Annotated in this window: 15 protein-coding genes; 4 read left to right on the top strand and 11 right to left on the bottom strand. The window is 69.7% G+C overall.

Annotation, left to right across the window (positions count from 1 at the left end; all coding sequences use genetic code 11):
- Positions 1-147 precede the first annotated feature (147 nt).
- Positions 148-1,086 carry a phosphodiesterase gene (locus tag E3O48_RS05260; protein ID WP_134537569.1) on the top strand — a complete coding sequence of 313 codons (939 nt, stop codon included), beginning with the start codon at positions 148-150 and terminating at the stop codon, positions 1,084-1,086.
- Here the strand turns inward: E3O48_RS05260 and E3O48_RS05255 are convergent.
- From E3O48_RS05255 to E3O48_RS05240, 4 genes are all read right to left on the bottom strand, one after another.
- Entirely contained in the window at positions 1,016-2,773 is a 1,758-nt protein-coding gene (locus E3O48_RS05255; protein WP_134537568.1) for a stealth family protein, read from the bottom strand. The genes E3O48_RS05260 and E3O48_RS05255 overlap by 71 nt on opposite strands.
- 219 nt (positions 2,774-2,992) lie before the next feature.
- Positions 2,993-3,421, bottom strand: coding sequence for a DUF1761 domain-containing protein (locus E3O48_RS05250; RefSeq protein ID WP_134506102.1), 429 nt, complete (start codon positions 3,419-3,421; stop codon positions 2,993-2,995).
- A gap of 55 nt (positions 3,422-3,476) precedes the next feature.
- The gene (locus tag E3O48_RS05245; RefSeq protein WP_134506104.1) at positions 3,477-3,887 is read right to left on the bottom strand and encodes a DUF488 domain-containing protein; all 411 of its coding nucleotides are present in this window, start codon (positions 3,885-3,887) and stop codon (positions 3,477-3,479) included.
- A complete protein-coding gene (locus tag E3O48_RS05240; RefSeq protein ID WP_134537567.1) occupies positions 3,884-5,815 on the bottom strand; it encodes a thioredoxin domain-containing protein in 1,932 nt (643 codons plus the stop codon). The genes E3O48_RS05245 and E3O48_RS05240 overlap by 4 nt, the downstream gene beginning before the upstream one ends.
- A 114-nt stretch (positions 5,816-5,929) precedes the next feature.
- On the opposite strand from E3O48_RS05240, the gene E3O48_RS05235 reads away from it, so the two are divergent.
- Positions 5,930-6,463 carry a hypothetical protein gene (locus tag E3O48_RS05235; protein WP_134537566.1) on the top strand — a complete coding sequence of 178 codons (534 nt, stop codon included), beginning with the start codon at positions 5,930-5,932 and terminating at the stop codon, positions 6,461-6,463.
- Between the two features lie 46 nt (positions 6,464-6,509).
- Here the strand turns inward: E3O48_RS05235 and pnuC are convergent, their stop codons facing one another.
- From pnuC to E3O48_RS05220, 3 genes are all read right to left on the bottom strand, one after another.
- The gene (gene pnuC, locus E3O48_RS05230) at positions 6,510-7,190 is read right to left on the bottom strand and encodes a nicotinamide riboside transporter PnuC (RefSeq protein ID WP_134537565.1); all 681 of its coding nucleotides are present in this window, start codon (positions 7,188-7,190) and stop codon (positions 6,510-6,512) included.
- A 90-nt stretch (positions 7,191-7,280) separates the two neighbouring features.
- Positions 7,281-8,114: an aldo/keto reductase gene (locus E3O48_RS05225; protein WP_134506111.1), complete on the bottom strand. Its 834-nt coding sequence runs from the start codon at positions 8,112-8,114 to the stop codon at positions 7,281-7,283.
- A 52-nt stretch (positions 8,115-8,166) separates the two neighbouring features.
- Positions 8,167-8,928, bottom strand: coding sequence for a metalloregulator ArsR/SmtB family transcription factor (locus tag E3O48_RS05220; RefSeq protein ID WP_134537564.1), 762 nt, complete (start codon positions 8,926-8,928; stop codon positions 8,167-8,169).
- 88 nt (positions 8,929-9,016) lie between these two features.
- Here E3O48_RS05220 and hrpA point away from each other — a divergent pair, with 88 nt between their 5' ends.
- Complete coding sequence (gene hrpA, locus E3O48_RS05215) at positions 9,017-12,958, top strand: ATP-dependent RNA helicase HrpA (protein WP_134537563.1); 3,942 nt, start codon at positions 9,017-9,019, stop codon at positions 12,956-12,958.
- Positions 12,959-13,139: 181 nt separating this feature from the next.
- On the top strand, positions 13,140-14,150 hold the full coding sequence (locus E3O48_RS05210) for an aldo/keto reductase family protein (protein ID WP_134537562.1): 1,011 nt from the start codon (positions 13,140-13,142) through the stop codon (positions 14,148-14,150).
- Between the two features lie 278 nt (positions 14,151-14,428).
- Here the strand turns inward: E3O48_RS05210 and E3O48_RS05205 are convergent, their stop codons facing one another.
- The 4 genes from E3O48_RS05205 to E3O48_RS05190 all read right to left on the bottom strand — a co-directional run bounded on the left by E3O48_RS05205 (position 14,429) and on the right by E3O48_RS05190 (position 18,315).
- Positions 14,429-15,181: an amino acid ABC transporter ATP-binding protein gene (locus tag E3O48_RS05205; protein WP_134510263.1), complete on the bottom strand. Its 753-nt coding sequence runs from the start codon at positions 15,179-15,181 to the stop codon at positions 14,429-14,431.
- A gap of 44 nt (positions 15,182-15,225) precedes the next feature.
- Positions 15,226-16,242: an amino acid ABC transporter permease gene (locus tag E3O48_RS05200; protein WP_134537561.1), complete on the bottom strand. Its 1,017-nt coding sequence runs from the start codon at positions 16,240-16,242 to the stop codon at positions 15,226-15,228.
- A gap of 3 nt (positions 16,243-16,245) precedes the next feature.
- A complete protein-coding gene (locus E3O48_RS05195; protein ID WP_134537560.1) occupies positions 16,246-17,133 on the bottom strand; it encodes an ABC transporter substrate-binding protein in 888 nt (295 codons plus the stop codon).
- A 330-nt stretch (positions 17,134-17,463) separates the two neighbouring features.
- Positions 17,464-18,315: a sulfurtransferase gene (locus E3O48_RS05190; RefSeq protein ID WP_134537559.1), complete on the bottom strand. Its 852-nt coding sequence runs from the start codon at positions 18,313-18,315 to the stop codon at positions 17,464-17,466.
- Positions 18,316-18,332: the final 17 nt, after the last annotated feature.

Genomic DNA, 18,332 nt, shown 5'->3' with positions numbered 1-18,332 from the left:
CGGTTGGGCCCGGGGGTTTTCCTCCGGACCGCTTCGGCCGTGTTCGCGTGGCGTACACCGGATGTTCAAGAACTACTGATCGAATAAACGGAGTAGAGTCAGCGCACTCAACGAAGAGTGCTCCCAGTCCCAACGAATGGAAGCTCCGTGAACATTCGCACGGCCGAATACCCCAGGCCGGACCATTTCCTGCTTCACCTCAGTGACACGCACCTGCTCGCCCACGGCGAACGCCTGTACGACCGGGTCGACAGTGCCGCGCATCTCGCCTCTCTCTTCGCCGAGGTCGAGGCCTCGACCGGGCGGCCGGAGGCGATCATCATCACCGGCGACCTGGCCGACAAGGGCGAGCCGGATGCCTATCGCACCCTGCGCTCCATCGTCGAGCCGGCCGCGGCCAGGCTAGGCTCCCGGGTCATCTGGGTGATGGGCAACCACGACGACCGGTCGGCGTTCCGCACGACCCTGCTCGGCGAGCCGGCGTCGTCGGCTCCGATCGACCACGTCGAGTTCGTCGGCGGCCTGCGCGTGATCACCCTGGACACCTCGGTTCCCGGCCATCACCACGGCGCCGTGAGCGAGGCCCAACTGGCCTGGCTGGGCCGCGAGCTCAGCGTGCCCGCACCCGACGGCACCATCCTGGCGATGCACCACCCGCCCGTGCCGAGCGTTCTCGACCTGGCCGTCTCGGTCGAACTGCGCGGCCAGGCCGCGCTCGCCCGGGTGCTCCGCGGCACCGACGTGCGCAGCATCCTCGCCGGCCACCTGCACTATTCGTCGACGGCGATGTTCGCGGGCATCCCCGTGTCGGTCGCCTCGGCCACCTGCTACACCCAGGACCTCAACGTGCCGGTCGGCGGCACCCGCGGCCAGGACGGCGCGCGCACGTTCAACCTCGTGCACGTCTACGCGGACACGGTGCTGCACTCGGTGGTGCCGCTCGGCAGCTACCCGGCGCTGGAGTACATCGACGCCGCGGAGAGCGGCAGGCGGCTGGCCGAGTCGGGCATCGAGATCATGCCCGCGGGTACTCTGCCAGCGTTCCGTGAGCCGCCGATGACCATGCCGATCCGGGTTCTGAACTGACCGACGAGGTGCCGATCAGGGGCGTGCCGACCCGGTCGTTCGCCTGGCTCTCCCGCTCCCACGGTGCCACGATCGGGAAGTAACGTTCGAGGAAGTCGGTCACCGCGGCGCGGCGCACCTCGTCGGAGATCTCCGGGAAACTGCCGTCATTGAGGCAGAACATGTCCTGGTCGCGGCGTTTGCGCAGCTTGTTCATCTGGCGCAGGGCCAGCTTGAGGGTGGTCTCGATGTAGAGCGAGCGCGCCTGGGTCTGCTCGACCGCTCGGCCGGTCATCAGCGCGTAGTAGTGATAGAGCGAGTTCGTGACCGAGATGTCGGTCGCCGAACGGAACCGGCTGGCCGCGGTGCGGGCGAAGTCCTCGGGGAACTCGGCCTCGAGTTCGCGCAGCACGCTCTTGCGCAGCGGCGCGGCCGTGTGCTCCAGGTGCCGGGTGGTGACCTTGCCGAACCGTTCGCGCAGCAGGGCTCGGTTGACCCTGGCCGCGTTCTCGAAGCCGCTCCGGGACGGGTCGTTGTCGCCGAGGCCGATCCGGGTGGACGCTTCGACGAACTTGGTGATGCCGCCGGGCGAGAAGAACAGCTCCGGGCCCACCGGGCGGCCGAAGAACATGTCGTCATTGGAATAGAGGAAGTGCTCGGCCAGCCCCGGAATGTGGTGCAACTGGCTTTCGACCGCGTGCGAGTTGTGGGTGGGCAGGGCACTGGTGTCGGGGAAGAAGTCCTCGCTGCGCATGATCGTGACGCGCGGGTGTTCGGCCAGCCACTCGGGCGCGGGCGAATCCGTGGCGATGAAGATGCGGCGCACCCAGGGCGCGAACATGTACACGCTGCGGAGCGCGTACTTGAGTTCGTCGATCTGGCGGAACCGGGCGTCGGAGTCGTCGCCCTCGCCGACGACGTAGGCCTGCATGCGCTTGGCCCGTTCCCGCTGGAAGTCGCTGGACGAACCGTCGACCCAGGAGAAGACCAGGTCGATGTCGAAGCTGATGTCGCTGGCCAGGTCGTCGAACATGTGCTGCAGGGTGCGCCAGCTGCGTCCGAAGAGGTCGATCGTGGTCTCGCGGGCCTCGCCGCGCGGCATCCGGGTGCGCATCAGCGAGTTCTCGATCGGCGCAACGATCTCATCCTCGCCGAAGTACCACAGCTCGAACTGGAACGCGGTCTCCGCGCCGTAGCGGAGCCGCCCGATCGGTTCGATCCGGGGCCGGTAGACCCGGAAGACGGATGACTTCCGCAGCGTGGCCAGGGCGCCGTCGGCGAGCAGGAGGGGCTGGGTCAGGTCGCCGTCGAGCGGTTTCACGTAAAAGGGCTCGTTCGCGAACGCGGCGGCGAGGATCCGGGTGAGCTGCTTACGGCTCTTGCGGTCCACGGCGATGGTGGGGCGGTCGTGGTCGCCGCGCACGAGCAGGAAATCGATTCCGGCCAGGTCGAGGGCGCTCGCGACGGCGAGGAGGTCCTTGACCATGGACTCACGCGGGGTGAAGTGGCCGTTGACGAGCGCGATCTCGCCCTTGCGCACGACGAGGTCTTCGCGGTCGAAGCGGCGGGTGCGGGCATCGACGGCGCGGAGCACGAGTTCGGGTTCGTTGCTGAGCGAGAGGACCGGGAGCGAGGCGGCGGCGTCAGATTCGGTGCCGCGTCCGGTTGGGGCGTGCCGGTCGGCAGTGGGGCGAGTGTAATCAGCCATGGTCCTCCTCTGGAATTGGGAACACTCGTTCGCCAGGTTCACCAGCGGGGAGAGTGCGTCCGGTGTGTCGCACGACCGCGCACCCGTCCTGAAACCGAGTGCGAAGCAGCCGGCGGAACGCGGTGGCGCTCCTCTCAGTGTACGTCCCGGGACGGGGCGGGAACGCGACCGGCCACGGCTCCGGATCGGGGCCGTGACCGGTCGTCTCCGCAGGCTGTTCTAGAGGGCGCTGATGCCGAACAGGCCGATGATCAGGGCCATCAGCAGCAGGGTGACCAGCTCGTGCACGATGTTGAGCACGGTGAGGCCCCAGGGGCGACGGTCGAAGGCGTCGTGGGTGGCCATCCGTGCCGCGGTGAATCCGGCCCAGAGGATGACCGAGGTCAGCAGGGAGTTGGCGAGGAAGCTGCCCCCGTAGAAGTTCTGGGCGATCGCGGCCGCCCCGGCCAGCACCCACGCGGTGATGAAGCTGACGATGACGGTGAGGATGAGCGGGGCCGCCGACCCGGTGCGCATGCTCTCCTCATCGTGGCCGACCGCCTTCATCCAGTAGGTGCCGAAGGCCCGGCGGGAGTACCAGACCGAGCCGACGACCATGCTCGAGACGGTGGCGAGCAGCACTGCCCAGATGTTGATTTCGGGAACCATGGTGAATCCTTTCGGCCGGCTCCTCGGTCGGAGCGGTTGACGACTTGGCTCGACGTTAGGGGGTCGGCGGCGCGCCGACCGGGAGGCTCTCGGGGTGCGCCGCCCCGAGATACTCGCCGAGGATGCGGGCATGGTTCACGACCGGGTCCCTGGCCGCGTAGACCAGGGTCGTGGTTGTGCCGGTGCGTGCGTTCGCGGCGACCAGGCTCCGCAGCCGGGCCACGGCGGCGGCGGTCACGGGTGTCGCACCGAGTTCCGTCCGGTAGCGCTCGGCGAATTCGTCGATCCGGTCGGGGTCGTGGTTCCACCAGGTGCGCAGGTCGGGGCTCGGGGCGACGTCCTTGATCCAGTCGTCGAGCTCCGCACGTTCCCGGGAGACGCCCCGCGGCCAGAGCCGGTCCACCAGCACCCGGCTGCCGTCGTCGGGGGCCGGATCGTCGTAGACACGCTTGATCCGAATGGTCATGCGCCCATTGTCGTCCCGGTCGGCCTCCCGGTCGAGCCCGGCACCCCCGGCGGCAGGTCGGCCGGGTCGGTCACCGGCAGGCTGCAGACGAAGTCCCGGCAGAGGTAGGCGACGGCCAGGCCGGCGCGGGTCGTTCGGTCCCGGAACAGGTCGAAGCCGGCGTCGCTGAAGGCCTTCGCCTGGGCCTCGGTGACCGCGGCCACGAGACCGGTCGCCCGCCGGCGCGCCGCGGCGGGCAGGCCATCGGGGCTCGTTGCCGGGCTGCCGTCCGGCGAGACGACCACCAGTTGCAGGGCCGGTGCCGCCAACGCGGCGCTCAGGCGCAGGGCCGCGCCGAACGCGAGCGGACGGGACGTGAGCTGCCCTCCGAGCAGGTCCATCCCGGACTCGGCCGCGGCCAGGTAGCGCGGATCCGCGGTGAGGAGGTGGAGCAGCCAGGCCGCCCCTGCGATGGAGGTCAGGCCGGACGGATAGGCGCCCTCCGACGGGTCGACGGCGGATTCCAGACCCTGCGCGGCCAGCACCGGGTCGGAGCCGTTCGGCACCCGGAAGGGGAGCGGCGACTGGGCCGGCGGCGTCTGGGCCGGCGGCAGCGTCGCGTCAACGAGCCGGCGTGCCGCGAGGGCGTAGCGCACCTCCCCTGTCGCCAGGGCGAGTTCGAGGAGGCCGCGTGCGAACATCCCGTAGTCCTCGAGGGTCGAGCGGGCACCGGAGACCCGCCCCGAGATCGACGCGCGCACGAGCTCGACGCCGCCCGTCCTCTGGTCGGCCAGGTGCTGGTCGAGCAGCATGTCGGCCGCCCGCATCGCGGCGGCCTGGAGGGCCGGCTCGTCGAAGGCGAATCCGGCCCGCGCGAGGGCGGCGATGCCGAGGCCGTTCCAGCCGGTGAGCACCTTGTCGTCGAGGGCGGGCCGGGCTTGCAGCTTCCGGGCCTCCTCGTCGAGGGCGTAGTAGCCGCCCTCGACGCGTCGCCCGTCCACGGTGCTCTCGGAGTCCTGCGCGCTGGCGAGGCCGCCGCCCGGCAGCGCCAGCACGCCTGTCAGGAACCGGGCGATTCCCAGGGCCACGGCGCGGGCCCACGGTTCGCCGGTGAGCTTCCACGCCTGCGTGTAGAGGTCGAGGAGCTGGGCGTTGTCGTAGAGCATCCGTTCGTAGTGCGGCTCGCTCCAGTCGCGGTTGACCGCGTAGCGGAAGAAGCCGCCCTCGATCGGGTCCCGCAGTGGGGAGGCGCCGAGCCGTTTGAGCGTGCGCAGGGCAAGGTCCCGCCCCTTGGCGCGCTCGAGCAGGAAGCCGAGGGCCGGCGCCACCGGAAACTTGGGGGCACCGCCGAAACCGCCGAAGACCGGGTCCTCCTGGGCGACCAGGGCCGCGGCGGCCGCGTTGAGGGCGACCGCATCCGGCCGTGCTCCGGCGGTCGTCGCCTCCGCAGCGGCCGTGGCGAGCGCCGCGGCCACCAGGTCGGCGCTCTCGGTGACCTCGGCGCGGCGGGTGGTCCAGGCATCCGTCACCGCCTCGAGCACCTGCCGGAACGACGGATGCCCCGTCATCGGTTGCGGCGGGAAGTAGGTTCCGGCGTAGAACGCCCGGCCGCCCGGGGTGACGAACACGTTCAACGGCCAGCCCAGGCCGCCGACGAAGGCGCTGGCTGCGGCCAGGTAGGCGGCGTCGACGTCGGGGTGTTCCTCCCGGTCGACCTTGACGCTCACGAAGTGCTCATTGAGATAGTCGGCGAGAACGGGGTCGCTGAAGCTCTCCCGGGCCATCACATGGCACCAGTGGCAGGTCGAATAGCCGATCGACACGAGCACGGGCAGGTCGCGCGCGCGAGCCTCGGCGAACGCCTCCGCACCCCAGCCGTGCCAGTCGACCGGGTTGCCGGCGTGGGAGCGCAGGTACGGGCTGATCGCGTCGGCAAGTCGGTTGGGCATGCCTCCATTCTGCGCCGGGACCTCGTGGATGGTGTCGTTCGCCAACCCGGCGCCCCTGCCACTGGACCTCCCGTTCGGGGGTGGTTAGGCTGGCACTGACAGTGGGGGCTGCAGATGACGTTGAAGACAGTGGCCGGTCGCCTGGAAACCGCGGCCGAGACCGATCCGGGACTGGTGATCGCGTTGCGGGCCGCCTATCGGGGCCGGCACGATGTGCAGGATGCGCTCTGGTGGCGGGCTCACCCGCTCAGTCGCAGCCCCGGCGGGCACCCCGACCCTCTCGTCGGGCTCGGCGCGGAGCAGGCGGCCGTGTACTCGCGCTCCCGGATCGACGGACCGCTGAGCGAGGTCGCCGATCCCGACACCGGCGAGCCGGTCAGCGCCACCCTCGGCGAGCACCGGCTGCGAGAGCTCACCCGGCTGCTGGCCCAGGATGCCGCGGCCCTCGACCTGGTCCTGGTCAGCTTTCGCGGCTGGCCGGGTTTCGGGCCGGAGGAGGACGACCCGGAGCCCGACCCAGCCCCGGCTTCGCCCGGCGGGGCCCGGCCGGACCGGCGCCCCGCGCGCGGGATCCTGCTCGTCGCCGCCGGCGGCGTCGCGGGCCTTCTGATCGGCGTTGCCGTGACCCTGGCGCTCCGCGCACCGTAGAAGGCGGCGCGCTGAAGCCGGCCACAGCCGGTCACCCCGGCAGCGGTCAGCCCTGGCCGGTCAGTTCCTGGCTGACGAGGGCCTGGCGGCGGCGCTGGACCCGCATCCAGATGAAGAAGCCGGTGATCGTGAAGGCGCCGTAGAACAGGTAGAGGATGGCCGAGGCGTAGTAGCCCGCACTGACCAGCAGGGGCACGCCCACAATGTCGACGGCCACCCAGATCAGCCAGAACTCGGTCCAGCCTTTCGCCATGCCGTAGGTGGCGAGCAGGGACCCGGTGAAGATCCAGGCATCCGCCCAGACCGGCTCGAACGAACCGAGCGCCCGGAAGATCGGCGTGAGGATGAGCGTGCCGGCGACCAGCCCGAGGCCGAGCAGCACCCGGGTGCGATTGCCCGCCCAGTGCGGGGCGACGGCGACGTGCGTGCGCGACTGGCGGGCGCGGGACCACTGGATCCAGCCGAAGATCGAGACGACGATGAACATGACCTGCCGCCCGGCCTGGCCGAGCAGGTTGACCGGGTTGGGGGTGCCGAAGACGGCGCCGAGGAACACGGTGAACAGCAGGGCGTTGCCGGCGATGCCCACCGGCCAGGCCCAGACCTTGCGGCGCATCCCGCCGACCGCACTGAGGATTCCGAACGCGTTGCCGATCACCTCGCGCCAGAGGATGGTCTGGGTGCCGATCTGCAGTTGCGCGTCGAAGAGCCACTCAATCGGATTCATCGGTCAACTTCCTCGCCGGGGATGGTTCCCCCGTCGTGTCCCAACCTACCGCGGCCGTGCCCGCCCGCCCGGCGGGGCCCACATCGCGCTCTAGTTCACGTCGTTCGGGTGGGAGCTGACCCGGCCCACCCGTTCGAGTGAGGAGATGGTGTTCAGCTCGGTGCGGCTGAGCTCGAAGTCGAAGACGTCGAGGTTCTCGAGCATCCGCTCGCGCCGGTTCGACTTGGGGAAGACGATGTTCCCGGTCTGCAGGTGCCAGCGGATGACGACCTGGGCGGGCGTCTTGCCGTGCGCCTCGGCCGCGACGGCCACGACGGGCTCCTCGAGGAGCGGGTACTTGCCCTGGCCGAGGGGACCCCACGCCTGGACCTGGATTCCGTTGGCGCGGGCGAACCGGGTCACCTCCGGCTGCTGGTGCGCGGGGTGCAGCTCGATCTGGTTGACGGCCGGCACGATCTCCGTCTCGCCGAGCAGCCGGTCCAGGTGCGGCTCGAGGAAGTTGGAGACTCCGATCGACCGGGCCCGGCCGGAGGCGCGGATCTGCTCGAGCGCCTTCCAGCTCTCTACGTAGCGGTCCTTCGCCGGTGTCGGCCAGTGGATCAGGTAGAGGTCGACGTAGTCCAGCCCGAGCTTCTCCAGGCTCTCGTCGAACGCGTCGAACGCGCTCTGGGTGCCCTGCTGGTCGTTCCACAGCTTGGTCGTGACGAACAGGTCGGAGCGGGAGATCCCGGATGCGGCGATCGCGGCGCCGACGCCCTCCTCATTGCCGTAGATCGCGGCGGTGTCGATGTGCCGGAAGCCGACCTGGAGCGCGTCGGAGACGATCCGGGTGGTCTCCTCCGGCTCGACCTTGAAGACACCGAAGCCAAGCTGGGGGATGGTGTGGCCGTCGTTGAGGGTCAGGGTGGGAACTGGAGTCGTCATGCGCCCCACCCTAGGGGTCCGAACCGAACGGACTCTGACCGAGCCTGCCGGACTACTCCGTCGGCGATACGTCCGCGACCCAGGCGCCGCGAAGCCGCACCTGGCATAGCTCCGGGCCGACGAACGGGCGCAGTTCGGTGCCCTCCGGGTCATGGCCGAGGGTGGCGGCGATGCCGCGGATCAGGCCGAGGTGCACGGAGCAGATCACCTCCGGCGCCTGCCTCGCATCGGCCCGGAACGGGCAGGCGAGCAGGTTGACCACCCGTGGGGCCGTCGGGCCGGGAGCATCCGCCCCGGCCGCGACCGCTACCGTCCCGGCGGTCTCGTCCGCGTCGGCCATCGCGCCGACCGGGACCTCAACCTCCGGGTCGAAGCCCAGCCGGTCGAGGATGCGCAGAAGCGGTGCGACGCCCTCCCCCGCGTTCCCCCGCAGCTCGCCGGCGAACGAGGCCGACCAGTGCTCGCCGGCCCGGATCGCCCTGGCCCGGCCGCCGTCGGCGTCCTCGGCCAGCGCGCCGGCCAGGGCCTGGCTCAGGTCGTGCCTGGCCTCGTCCTCCCGAGCTGCCGGCCCGGCGGTGAAGAGGATGCGCGGACGCCCGCGAGCACCCGCACGTTCGACCGAGCGCCGGATCAGCCCGGCGCTCTCGAGCTGCTCGAGGTGGAATCTCACCGTGGTGACGTGCAGCCCGACCTGCCCCGCCACGGCGGCCGCGTCGAGTGCTGCGCCGGACCACATCAGGAGTTCGAGCACCTGGCGGCGCGCGTCCGATGCCAGGGCGGCGTGCCGCCCCCCGCGCGCTTCCTCGTCGGTCATGCATTGATGCTAACATCGTGCGGTTTAAGGCGTCGGGGGAGGCCGGGGCACCCGGGTGTTCCCCGGCTTGGAATACGATGGAAGGCTCATGATCCCCGTCGTCATCACCTTCCCGCCCGAACTCCCGGTCAGCCAGCGCCGCGAGGATATCGCGCGCGCTATCCGGGACAACCAGGTGGTGATCGTCGCCGGCGCGACCGGCTCCGGCAAGACCACCCAGCTGCCGAAGATCTGCCTCGAACTCGGCCGCACCAGCATCGGCCACACCCAGCCGCGCCGCCTCGCCGCCCGCACCATCGCCGAGCGCATCGCGGAGGAACTCGGCCAGGAGGTCGGGCAGACCGTCGGCTACCAGGTGCGCTTCACCGACCAGGTCGGGCCGGACACCCGGATCAAGCTGATGACCGACGGCATCCTGCTCAATGAGATGCACCGCGACCGGATGCTGCGGAAGTACGACACGATCATCATCGACGAGGCGCATGAGCGCAGCCTCAACATCGACTTCCTGCTCGGCTACCTGCGCCAGCTCCTGCCGCAGCGCCCCGACCTCAAGCTCATCATCACCTCCGCGACCATCGACCCGCAGAGCTTCGCCGAGCATTTCGCCTCCGCCGACGGCACGCCGGCCCCGATCATCGAGGTCTCCGGCCGCACCTACCCGGTCGAGATCCGCTACCGTCCGCTCGTCGCCGAGGCGATGGACGTCGACGAGCTGACGGATGCCGCACCCGCCGTCGACCGCGACTACATCGAGGGCATCTCCGCCGCACTCGACGAGCTCGACCGGGAGTCCAGCGGCGACGTGCTCGTCTTCCTCAGCGGCGAGACAGAGATCCGCGACGCCGCCGACGCCCTGCAGGGCAAGTTCGCCACCGGCGGTCGCGGCAGCCCCACCGAGGTGCTTCCCCTCTACGGCCGGCTCTCCGCCGCCGACCAGCACAAGGTGTTCCAGCCGTCGACGGTGGCCGGGGTGCGGCGCCGGATCGTGCTCGCCACGAACGTGGCCGAGACCAGCCTGACCGTGCCGGGCATCCGCTATGTCATCGACGCCGGAACCGCCAGGATCAGCCGGTACAGCGTGCGCTCGAAGGTGCAGCGGCTGCCGATCGAGGCGATCAGCCAGGCGTCCGCGAACCAGCGCAGCGGCCGGAGCGGGCGCACCAGCGACGGCATCGCGATCAGGCTGTACTCGGAGGAGGACTTCACCCGCCGCCCCGAGTACACCGAGCCGGAGATCCTGCGCACGAACCTGGCCGCGGTCATCCTGCAGATGATCTCGCTCGGCCTCGGCGACATCGCCGCGTTCCCGTTCCTCACCCCGCCGGACTCCCGCGGCATCAAGGACGGCCTCGACCTGCTCGCCGAACTCGGCGCGGTCGCCCCCGACACCGCGGGCCGCGCCGGGAACAAGACCGGCATCTCCAAACTCACCCGGATCGGCCAGCAGCTCGCGAAACTGCCGATCGACCCTCGGTTCGGCCGGATGGTGGTCGAGTCGAAGACCCAGGGCACGAGCCGCGAGGTGATGGCGATCGTGGCCGGCCTCACCATTCAGGACCCGCGCGAACGCCCGCTCGAACGCCGCGCCCAGGCCGACCAGCAACACGCCCGCTTCGCCGACCCGACCAGCGACTTCCTCGGCCTGCTCAACCTCTGGAACTACCTGGAGACGCAGCAGAAGGAACTCGGCTCGAGCGCCTTCCGGCGCCTGTGCAAGAACGAGTTCCTCAACTACCTGCGGGTGCGCGAGTGGCAGGACGTGTACAAACAGCTGCGCCAGATGGCCAAGCCGCTCGGCCTCGCTGTGTTTGACTCCAAAGCTGGCGGCGACTCCAGCGTGAACCCCGACGGCATCCACCGCTCGCTCCTGGCCGGCCTGCTCTCGCACATCGGCCTCAAGGACACTGCCAAGAAGGACTACATCGGCGCGCGCCAGCAGCGGTTCGTGATCTTCCCCGGCTCGGCGCTGGCGAAGAAGCAGCCGAACGCCGTGATGAGCGCCGAGCTGGTCGAGACCAGCCGTCTGTTCGCCCGGATGAACGCCGTCGTCGACCCGGCCTGGGCCGAGCCGCTCGCCGGTGACCTGTGCAAACGCAGCTACTCCGAGCCGCACTGGGAGAAGAAGCAGGGCGCCGTCGTCGCCTACGAGCGGGTCACCCTCTACGGGGTTCCGATCGTGCCGCGCCAACGGATCCAGTTCTCCCGGGTCGACCCTGCCTATGCCCGCGACCTGTTCATCCGGCACGCCCTGGTCGAGGGCGAGTGGGACCTCGACCGCATCGACCAGCGGGTCACCGCCTTCGACCGCGCCAACAGGAAGCTCCGCGCCGAGCTCGCCGAGCTCGAGGAACGCACGCGCCGCCGCGACATCCTCTTCGACGACGAGGCCGTGTTCGAGTTCTACCAGAAACGCATCCCCGCCGACGTCTGTTCCACCCGCAGCTTCGAAACCTGGTGGCGCCAGGCGCGCACCCAGACGCCCGATCTGCTCACGATGACCGCCGACGCGCTCGTCCCCGAGGACGCGCCGGAGATCGACGAGGCCGTGTTCCCGCCGATCTGGCGCCAGGGCGACCAGAAGTTCACGCTCAGCTACCGGTTCGAGCCCGGCGCGGACGATGACGGCGTGACCGTTCGGATCCCGCTGGCCCTGCTCGCGCGCCTCTCCCCCACCGGCTTCGACTGGCAGGTGCCCGGCCTCCGCGCCGACCTGGTCACGGCGCTGATCAAGTCGCTGCCCAAGAGCATCCGTCGCAACGTGGTGCCCGCGGGCGACTGGGCGAAGCGGCTGCTGACCGAGCTGCCGCCGGCGCCGGGAGAGGCGTCGGTCGGGGGGTCAGGCGCGAGCGGCGTCTCGGTCGGGGTGTCGACCGGCGTTTCGACCGGCGGGTCCGCCGGCCGGAACATGTTCGACCGTGACGACGTGCCCTTCACCGAGACGCTCGCCGGCCTGATCCAGAAGCTCACCTATGTGCCGGTGACCGCGAACGATTTCGAACTGGTCCGGGTGCCCGCCCACCTGCGAGTGACGTTCAGCGTCGTCGACGAACGCGGTCGCCCGATCGCCTCCGGGAAGGACCTGCTCGAGCTGCAGCGCCGGCTCGGCAGCCAGGCCCGCGAAAGCGTCGCCGCGGCATCCGCTGCCACCCCCACCAATGCGATCGAGCGCTCCGGGCTGACCAGCTGGGATTTCCCGGAGCTGCCCCGCTTCCTCGACACCCGGCAGGGCGACAACACCATTCGCGGCTACCCGACTCTCGTCGACGAGGGCCAGTCGGTGAGTATCCGGATGATGAGCACCGAGGCCGAGCAGGCCCGCACCCTGCCCGGCGGGGTGCGCCGCCTGCTCCTGCTCGCGACGCCGTCACCGGTCGCCTACGTGCAGCAGCACCTCACCGGGGCCGAGAAGCTCAGCCTCGCCACCAGCCCGTACCGGTCGACCCAGGCGCTCTTCGACGATTGCCTGGCGGCGAGCGTCGACGACGTGCTGTTCCGGGTCACGCCGGGTGGCCAGGTCTTCATGAAAGCCGAGTTCGACAGCATCCGCGACCGGGTCTCCGGCGTCGTGATGGACTCGATGTTCGAGACGGTCGGGCTCGTCGCGCGCATCCTCACCGCGGCCAGGTCGGCAGACAAGGCGCTCAAGGCCTCCACCAGCATGGCGCTGCTGCCGGCGTTGACGGATGCCCGCGGCCAGCTGGCCGGGCTGATCCACCCCGGTTTCGTCAGCGCCACCGGCCTCGCCCAGCTGCGCCACCTGCCGCGCTACCTCGGCGGGATCAGTTCCCGGATCGTCAAGCTGGGCGACAACCCGAGCCGCGACCGGGTCTGGATGAACGAGAGCCAGGCCGCGACCACCCGGTACACGGATGCCGGCGGCCGGATTCCGCTGGCCCCGGACTCGCAGGCGAACCTGGTGCGCGCCCGGTGGATGATCGAGGAGCTGCGGATCAGCCTGTTCGCCCAGGAGCTGAAGGCCGCGGAGTCCGTCTCCCTGCAGCGCATCCACAAGGTGCTCACGAGCTGACCCTCGCCCTGCTCAGCGCTCGCGGCGCAGGTTGTGGAGGTAGGCGCACGGTAGAACATGCGCCTGCTGCCACAGCATGCGCCGCGACGTGCCGCGAGGTGCCGCGAGGTGCCGCGACGAGCGCTGGATGCGGCCGGGCGCGACCCACCGCACGCGGGCCCTCCTCCTCTAGGCTATGGGCATGGAATTTCGCTATCTCGGTTCATCAGGCCTGAAAATCTCCGAAATCACCTACGGCAACTGGCTCACGCACGGTTCGCAGGTCGAGAACGACATCGCGACGCAGTGCGTGCATGCCGCGCTCGACGTGGGGATCACCAGCTTCGACACCGCCGACGCCTACGCCAACACGCAGGCCGAGTCCGTGCTGGGTGCCGCCCTCACAGGCCAGCGCCGCCAAAGCCTCGAGATCTTCACCAAGGTCTACTGGCCGACCGGCCCCAAGGGGCACAACGACGTCGGACTGTCCCGCAAGCACATCATGGAGTCGATCGACGGCTCGCTGACCCGCCTGCAGACCGACTACGTCGACCTCTACCAGGCCCACCGCTTCGACACCGAAACTCCCCTGGAAGAGACGATGCAGGCCTTCGCCGACATCGTTCGGCAGGGCAAGGCGCTGTACATCGGCGTCAGCGAGTGGACCCCCGCGCAGCTGCGCGCCGGACACGCTCTCTCGAAGGAGCTGGGCTTCAGACTGATCTCGAGCCAGCCGCAGTACTCCATGCTGTGGCGCGTGATCGAGGACGAGGTCGTGCCGACCTCCCGCGAGCTCGGCATCGGCCAGATCGTCTGGTCTCCCGTGGCCCAGGGCGTGCTCACCGGCAAGTACAAGCCGGGCCAGGCCCCGCCGGCCGGCTCGCGGGCCACCGACATCAAGGGCGGCGCCGACATGATCAGCCGCTTCATGAACGACGACGTGCTCACCCGGGTGCAGAAGCTCGAGCCGATCGCGGCCGACCTCGACCTGTCGATGGCGCAGCTGGCCGTGGCCTGGGTGCTGCAGAACGACAACGTCTCGGCCGCCCTCGTCGGAGCCTCCCGGCCCGAGCAGGTGCGCGAGAACGTCAAGGCAGCGGGCGTGAGGATCCCGGCCGAGAGCATGAGGCAGATCGACGAGGTGCTCGGCGACGTCGTCGAGCACGACTCCGCGATGACCTCGGCCACCGCGCCGCAGAGCCGCCCGGCATAACGCAACGAGAGCCGCCGTTCGGCGCGCTGTGACGCAGGAGCCGAGCACCTCGTCCCTGGCTCGCGCATCTCTCCCGCCGAGATCGACCTTTTCGGTCGCACCCGTCAGGCGCGCGACTCGGTCTCGACCGGAAGGGAAGAACTCGACGCGACCGGATCGCCCGCCGGTCCCTTTCGCGGTGCGCCCGGGTCCCCCCGAGAAGCCCGCTCAGCGGGAAGTCTCGGCGGAACCCGGGTTGGTGGCGGCATCCGTTGCGCGGATGCCGCCTGCGGCACCGGCTAGAGCACCTTGGACAGGAACGCCTGGGTGCGACGGTGCTGCGGGTTGGTCAGGACCTGGTCGGGGTCGCCGGCTTCGACGACCACACCGCCGTCCATGAACACGAGCGAGTCGGCCACTTCCCGGGCGAAGCCCATCTCGTGGGTGACCACGATCATGGTCATGCCCGACTTCGCCAGGCCCTTCATCACGTCGAGGACCTCACCGACGAGCTCGGGGTCGAGCGCGCTGGTCGGCTCGTCGAAGAGCATCAGCTTGGGCTCCATCGCGAGCGCCCTGGCGATGGCGACCCGCTGCTGCTGGCCGCCGGACAGGTGCGCCGGGTAGTAGTCGGCGCGTTCGGCCAGCCCCACCCGGGCGAGCAGGTCACGCGCGGTCTGCTCGACCTGGGCCTTGGGCAGGCCCTTCACCCGGATCGGCGCCTCCATCACGTTCTGCAGCGCCGTCATGTGCGGGAACAGGTTGAAGCGCTGGAACACCATGCCGATGTCCCGGCGCTGCCTGGCCGCTTCCTTCGGGGCCATCTCGTACAGTTTGCCGTTCGCCTCGCGGTAGCCGATCAGTTCGCCGTCAACGCTCAACCGGCCGGCGGAGAGCACCTCGAGGTGGTTGATGCAGCGCAGGAAGGTGGACTTGCCCGACCCGCTCGGGCCGACCAGGCACATCACCTCGCCGCGCTTCACCTCGAGCGAGATGCCCTTGAGCACCTCGTTCGAGCCGAAGCTCTTGGAGACCTGCTCCGCCAGCACCATCGGCACGTCCGGGTGGGATTGCGCCAACGGCACGTTCGTAGCGCTCATCGCGTACCTCCTGGGGCGTTCTTCGGTGGAACGATCACTGCGGGCGGGTCCGAACCGACGACGGGCATCACTCCCGTGAACGCGCCCGTTGCCGTGCCTGGGTCTTTCTTCTCCGTCTGGCGGTCGCCGACCCCGCGCGCGAATCTCTTCTCGAGGAAGTACTGACCCACCATCAGAATCGAGGTGAAGAGCAGGTACCAGAGCGACGCAACGATGAGCAGTGGGATCGGATTGAACGTTTCCGCGGAAATGTCTCTGGATCGGGTGAAAAGCTCCGTACTGAGCGGCACCGCGGTGACCAGCGACGTGGTCTTCAGCATGCTGATGACCTCATTTCCGGTCGGCGGGATGATCACCCGCATCGACTGCGGCAGGATCACCCGGGTCATAGTCTGCGCCCAGCTCATGCCGAGCGCAGTGGCCGCTTCCTCCTGGCCGCGGTCGACCGCGAGCAGCCCGGCACGCACGATCTCTGCCATATAGGCCGCCTCGTTGAGCGACAAGCCGATCACGGCGATGGTGAACAGGCTCAGCAGATCGCCCGTCTGGAACGACAGCCACGGCTCGGTGAACGGGATTCCGAGGTCGATCCTCGAGTAAATCAGCGAGATCAGACCCCAGATCGTCAGCTGCACGTAGACCGGCGTTCCGCGGAAGACCCAGAGATAGAACCAGGCCACGCTCTTCACCACCGGGTTCGGCGAGAGCCGCATCACGGCCAGGATCACCCCGAGGACGATGGCGATCACCATCGAGAAGACCGTCAGCTCGATCGTGACGACGGCGGCCTGCGAGATCCGCCGGTCGAAGAGGTACTTCCCCACCGATGGCCAGTCGTAGGCCGGGCGGAACGCCGCATCGATCATCACGAGTGCGAAGACTACGACGATCACTGCCGCGAAGACCATCCGCCACGGATGCCGCAGCCTGATCGCCTTGATCGGCACGGAGGCCGGTTCGGGCGTCGACGGGGTCTCCCCCGCCGGCGCGCCACTGCGTTCTGTGGTGCTCATGGGTTAACCGTTCGCGGCTGCGTTGATCGTGATCTTGTCGATGCCGCCGTCGGCCACACCCCACTTGTCGAGGATCTTGCCGTAGGAGCCGTCGTCGACCATCGACTGGAGGGCGGCCTGCACGGCCTTGGTCAGGTCTGAGCCCTTCTTGACGACGATGCCGTACGGCGCCACGTCGAAGGTCTTGCCCGCGGGCTGGAGCTTGCCCTTGGTCTGCTCGATCGCGTAGAGCGTGACGGGCGAGTCGGCGCTGAGGGCGTCGGCCTGGCCGAGCACGACCGCATTGGTCGCGGCATCCTGGGTGTCGAACTTGAGCTTGTCGATCGGCGGCTTGCCGGCGGCGACGCAGGCGTCGCTCTTGGCCGGGACCTCGTCGGTGTCCTCGAACGTGGTGGCCTGCACGGCGACCTTGAGGCCGCAGGCGTTGTCGGGGTCGACCTCCTTGCCCTTGGCGGACGCCCACTGGATGCCGGCCGTGTAGTAGTTGACGAAGTCGACCTGCTTCTCACGCTCGACCGTGTCGGTGAACGACGATTCGCCGATGTCGGCCTTGCCGCCGGTGACGCTCGGGATGATGTTGTCGAACTTGGCGACCTGGAACTCGGCCTTCAGGCCGAGCTTGCCCGCGACGGCGCTGGCGATCTCGATGCCCCAGCCGATCGGCGCACCGGATTCGTCCTTGAATTCGTTGGGGGCGTAGGTCGGGTCGGTGCCGACGCGGAGCTTGCCGGTCTTAGCGATGTCGGCGGGGAGGAGGGCCGCGGCCTTCTCGTCCTTGGTCACGCTTCCGGCGCTCGAGCCGCCGGTGGCGGGGGCGGAGTTGTCGACACAGCCGGTGAGTATCAGGGCGGTGACGGCGGCGAGGGCCGGGAGTAGGTATTTAGCGCGCATTGCTAGGCCTTCTTCGTGGTTGTCGGATGTTGCGGGTTCGTCATTGAGGTCCGTGAACGGTTTGCGACAAATGTGAGCATATAACACCTCGATGACGCGGATTCCGTGCGTAGATAACGTTTTGAGCCAGCTATCCTGAGCGTCGGACCCGCCCGTGACCAGTATGGCCACCCTTGTGTTTCACGCGGATTACGCCCCTCCCCCGGAGCGACCGTTCAGGTTGGACTTTCTCGCGACGCGCCGCGCCGCAGGACCGTTCCCGCGGCGTGTCGGCAGAGACTCCATCTCGAACGTGACGCCCTGTGCCGGCGCAGGCTACCCCGGGATCCGTTATTCCGCGGCGGACGGGGCGTCGCCGGTCTCGACCGGGCGATCCGGCAGGTTGGACCACTGCGACCACGAGCCCGGATAGAGGTAGGGCACGAAGCCGGCGATGGCCAGTGCCGCCGCCTCGTGCGCGGCCGTGATCCCCGACCCGCAGTAGACGCCGACCGGCCGCATCGCGCTCACACCCAGCGCCTCGAAACGCTCCCGGAGCTCCTCGGCCGGGCGGAAGCGCCCGTCTGGCGTGAGGTTGTCGCTCGTCGGCGCGCTCACCGCGCCGGGGATGTGCCCGGCCCTGGGGTCGATCGGCTCCGTCTCGCCGCGGTAGCGGGCCCCGGCGCGCGCGTCGAGCAGCACCCCGGTGCGCGCGACCGCCGCGGCGGTGTCCGCGTCGATGGTCGGGAGAGCGCCGTAGGACAGGTGCACGGTACCGGCGACGGGCGGCTTCTCGTCGCCCACGGCGAGGGGAAGGCCAGCCGAGCGCCACGCGGCCAGCGCGCCGTCGATCAGTAGCACGTCGCGCATCCCGGCGTGCCGCAGCAGCCACCAGGCCCGGGCCGCCGACTGTGAGCCGAGGTCGTCGTAGACCACGACGGTGTCGCCGTCGTGCAGTCCCCAACGCCGGGCCGCGGCCTGCAGATCGGCACTGCCAGGCAACGGATGCCGGCCGTCCTCCGGGCCGCCGTGCCCGGCGAGCTCGGTGTCGAGGTCGACGTAGACGGCGCCGGGGATGTGGCCGGAGCGGTACTCGCCGAGGCCGGGCGGGCCGCCGAGCTGCCAGCGCACGTCGAGCACGCGGATATCGTCCCGCCCGGCGAGCCGGCGGGAGAGGTCATCGGCCGAAATCAGAGTTTGCACGTGTCAACGCTAGTCCG

It is taken from the genome of Cryobacterium sp. HLT2-28, assembly GCF_004402495.1.
Classification (GTDB): domain Bacteria; phylum Actinomycetota; class Actinomycetes; order Actinomycetales; family Microbacteriaceae; genus Cryobacterium; species Cryobacterium mannosilyticum.
The sequence above is the reverse complement of the archived record's forward strand: the minus strand, read 5'-3'. Positions and strand labels throughout refer to the sequence as shown.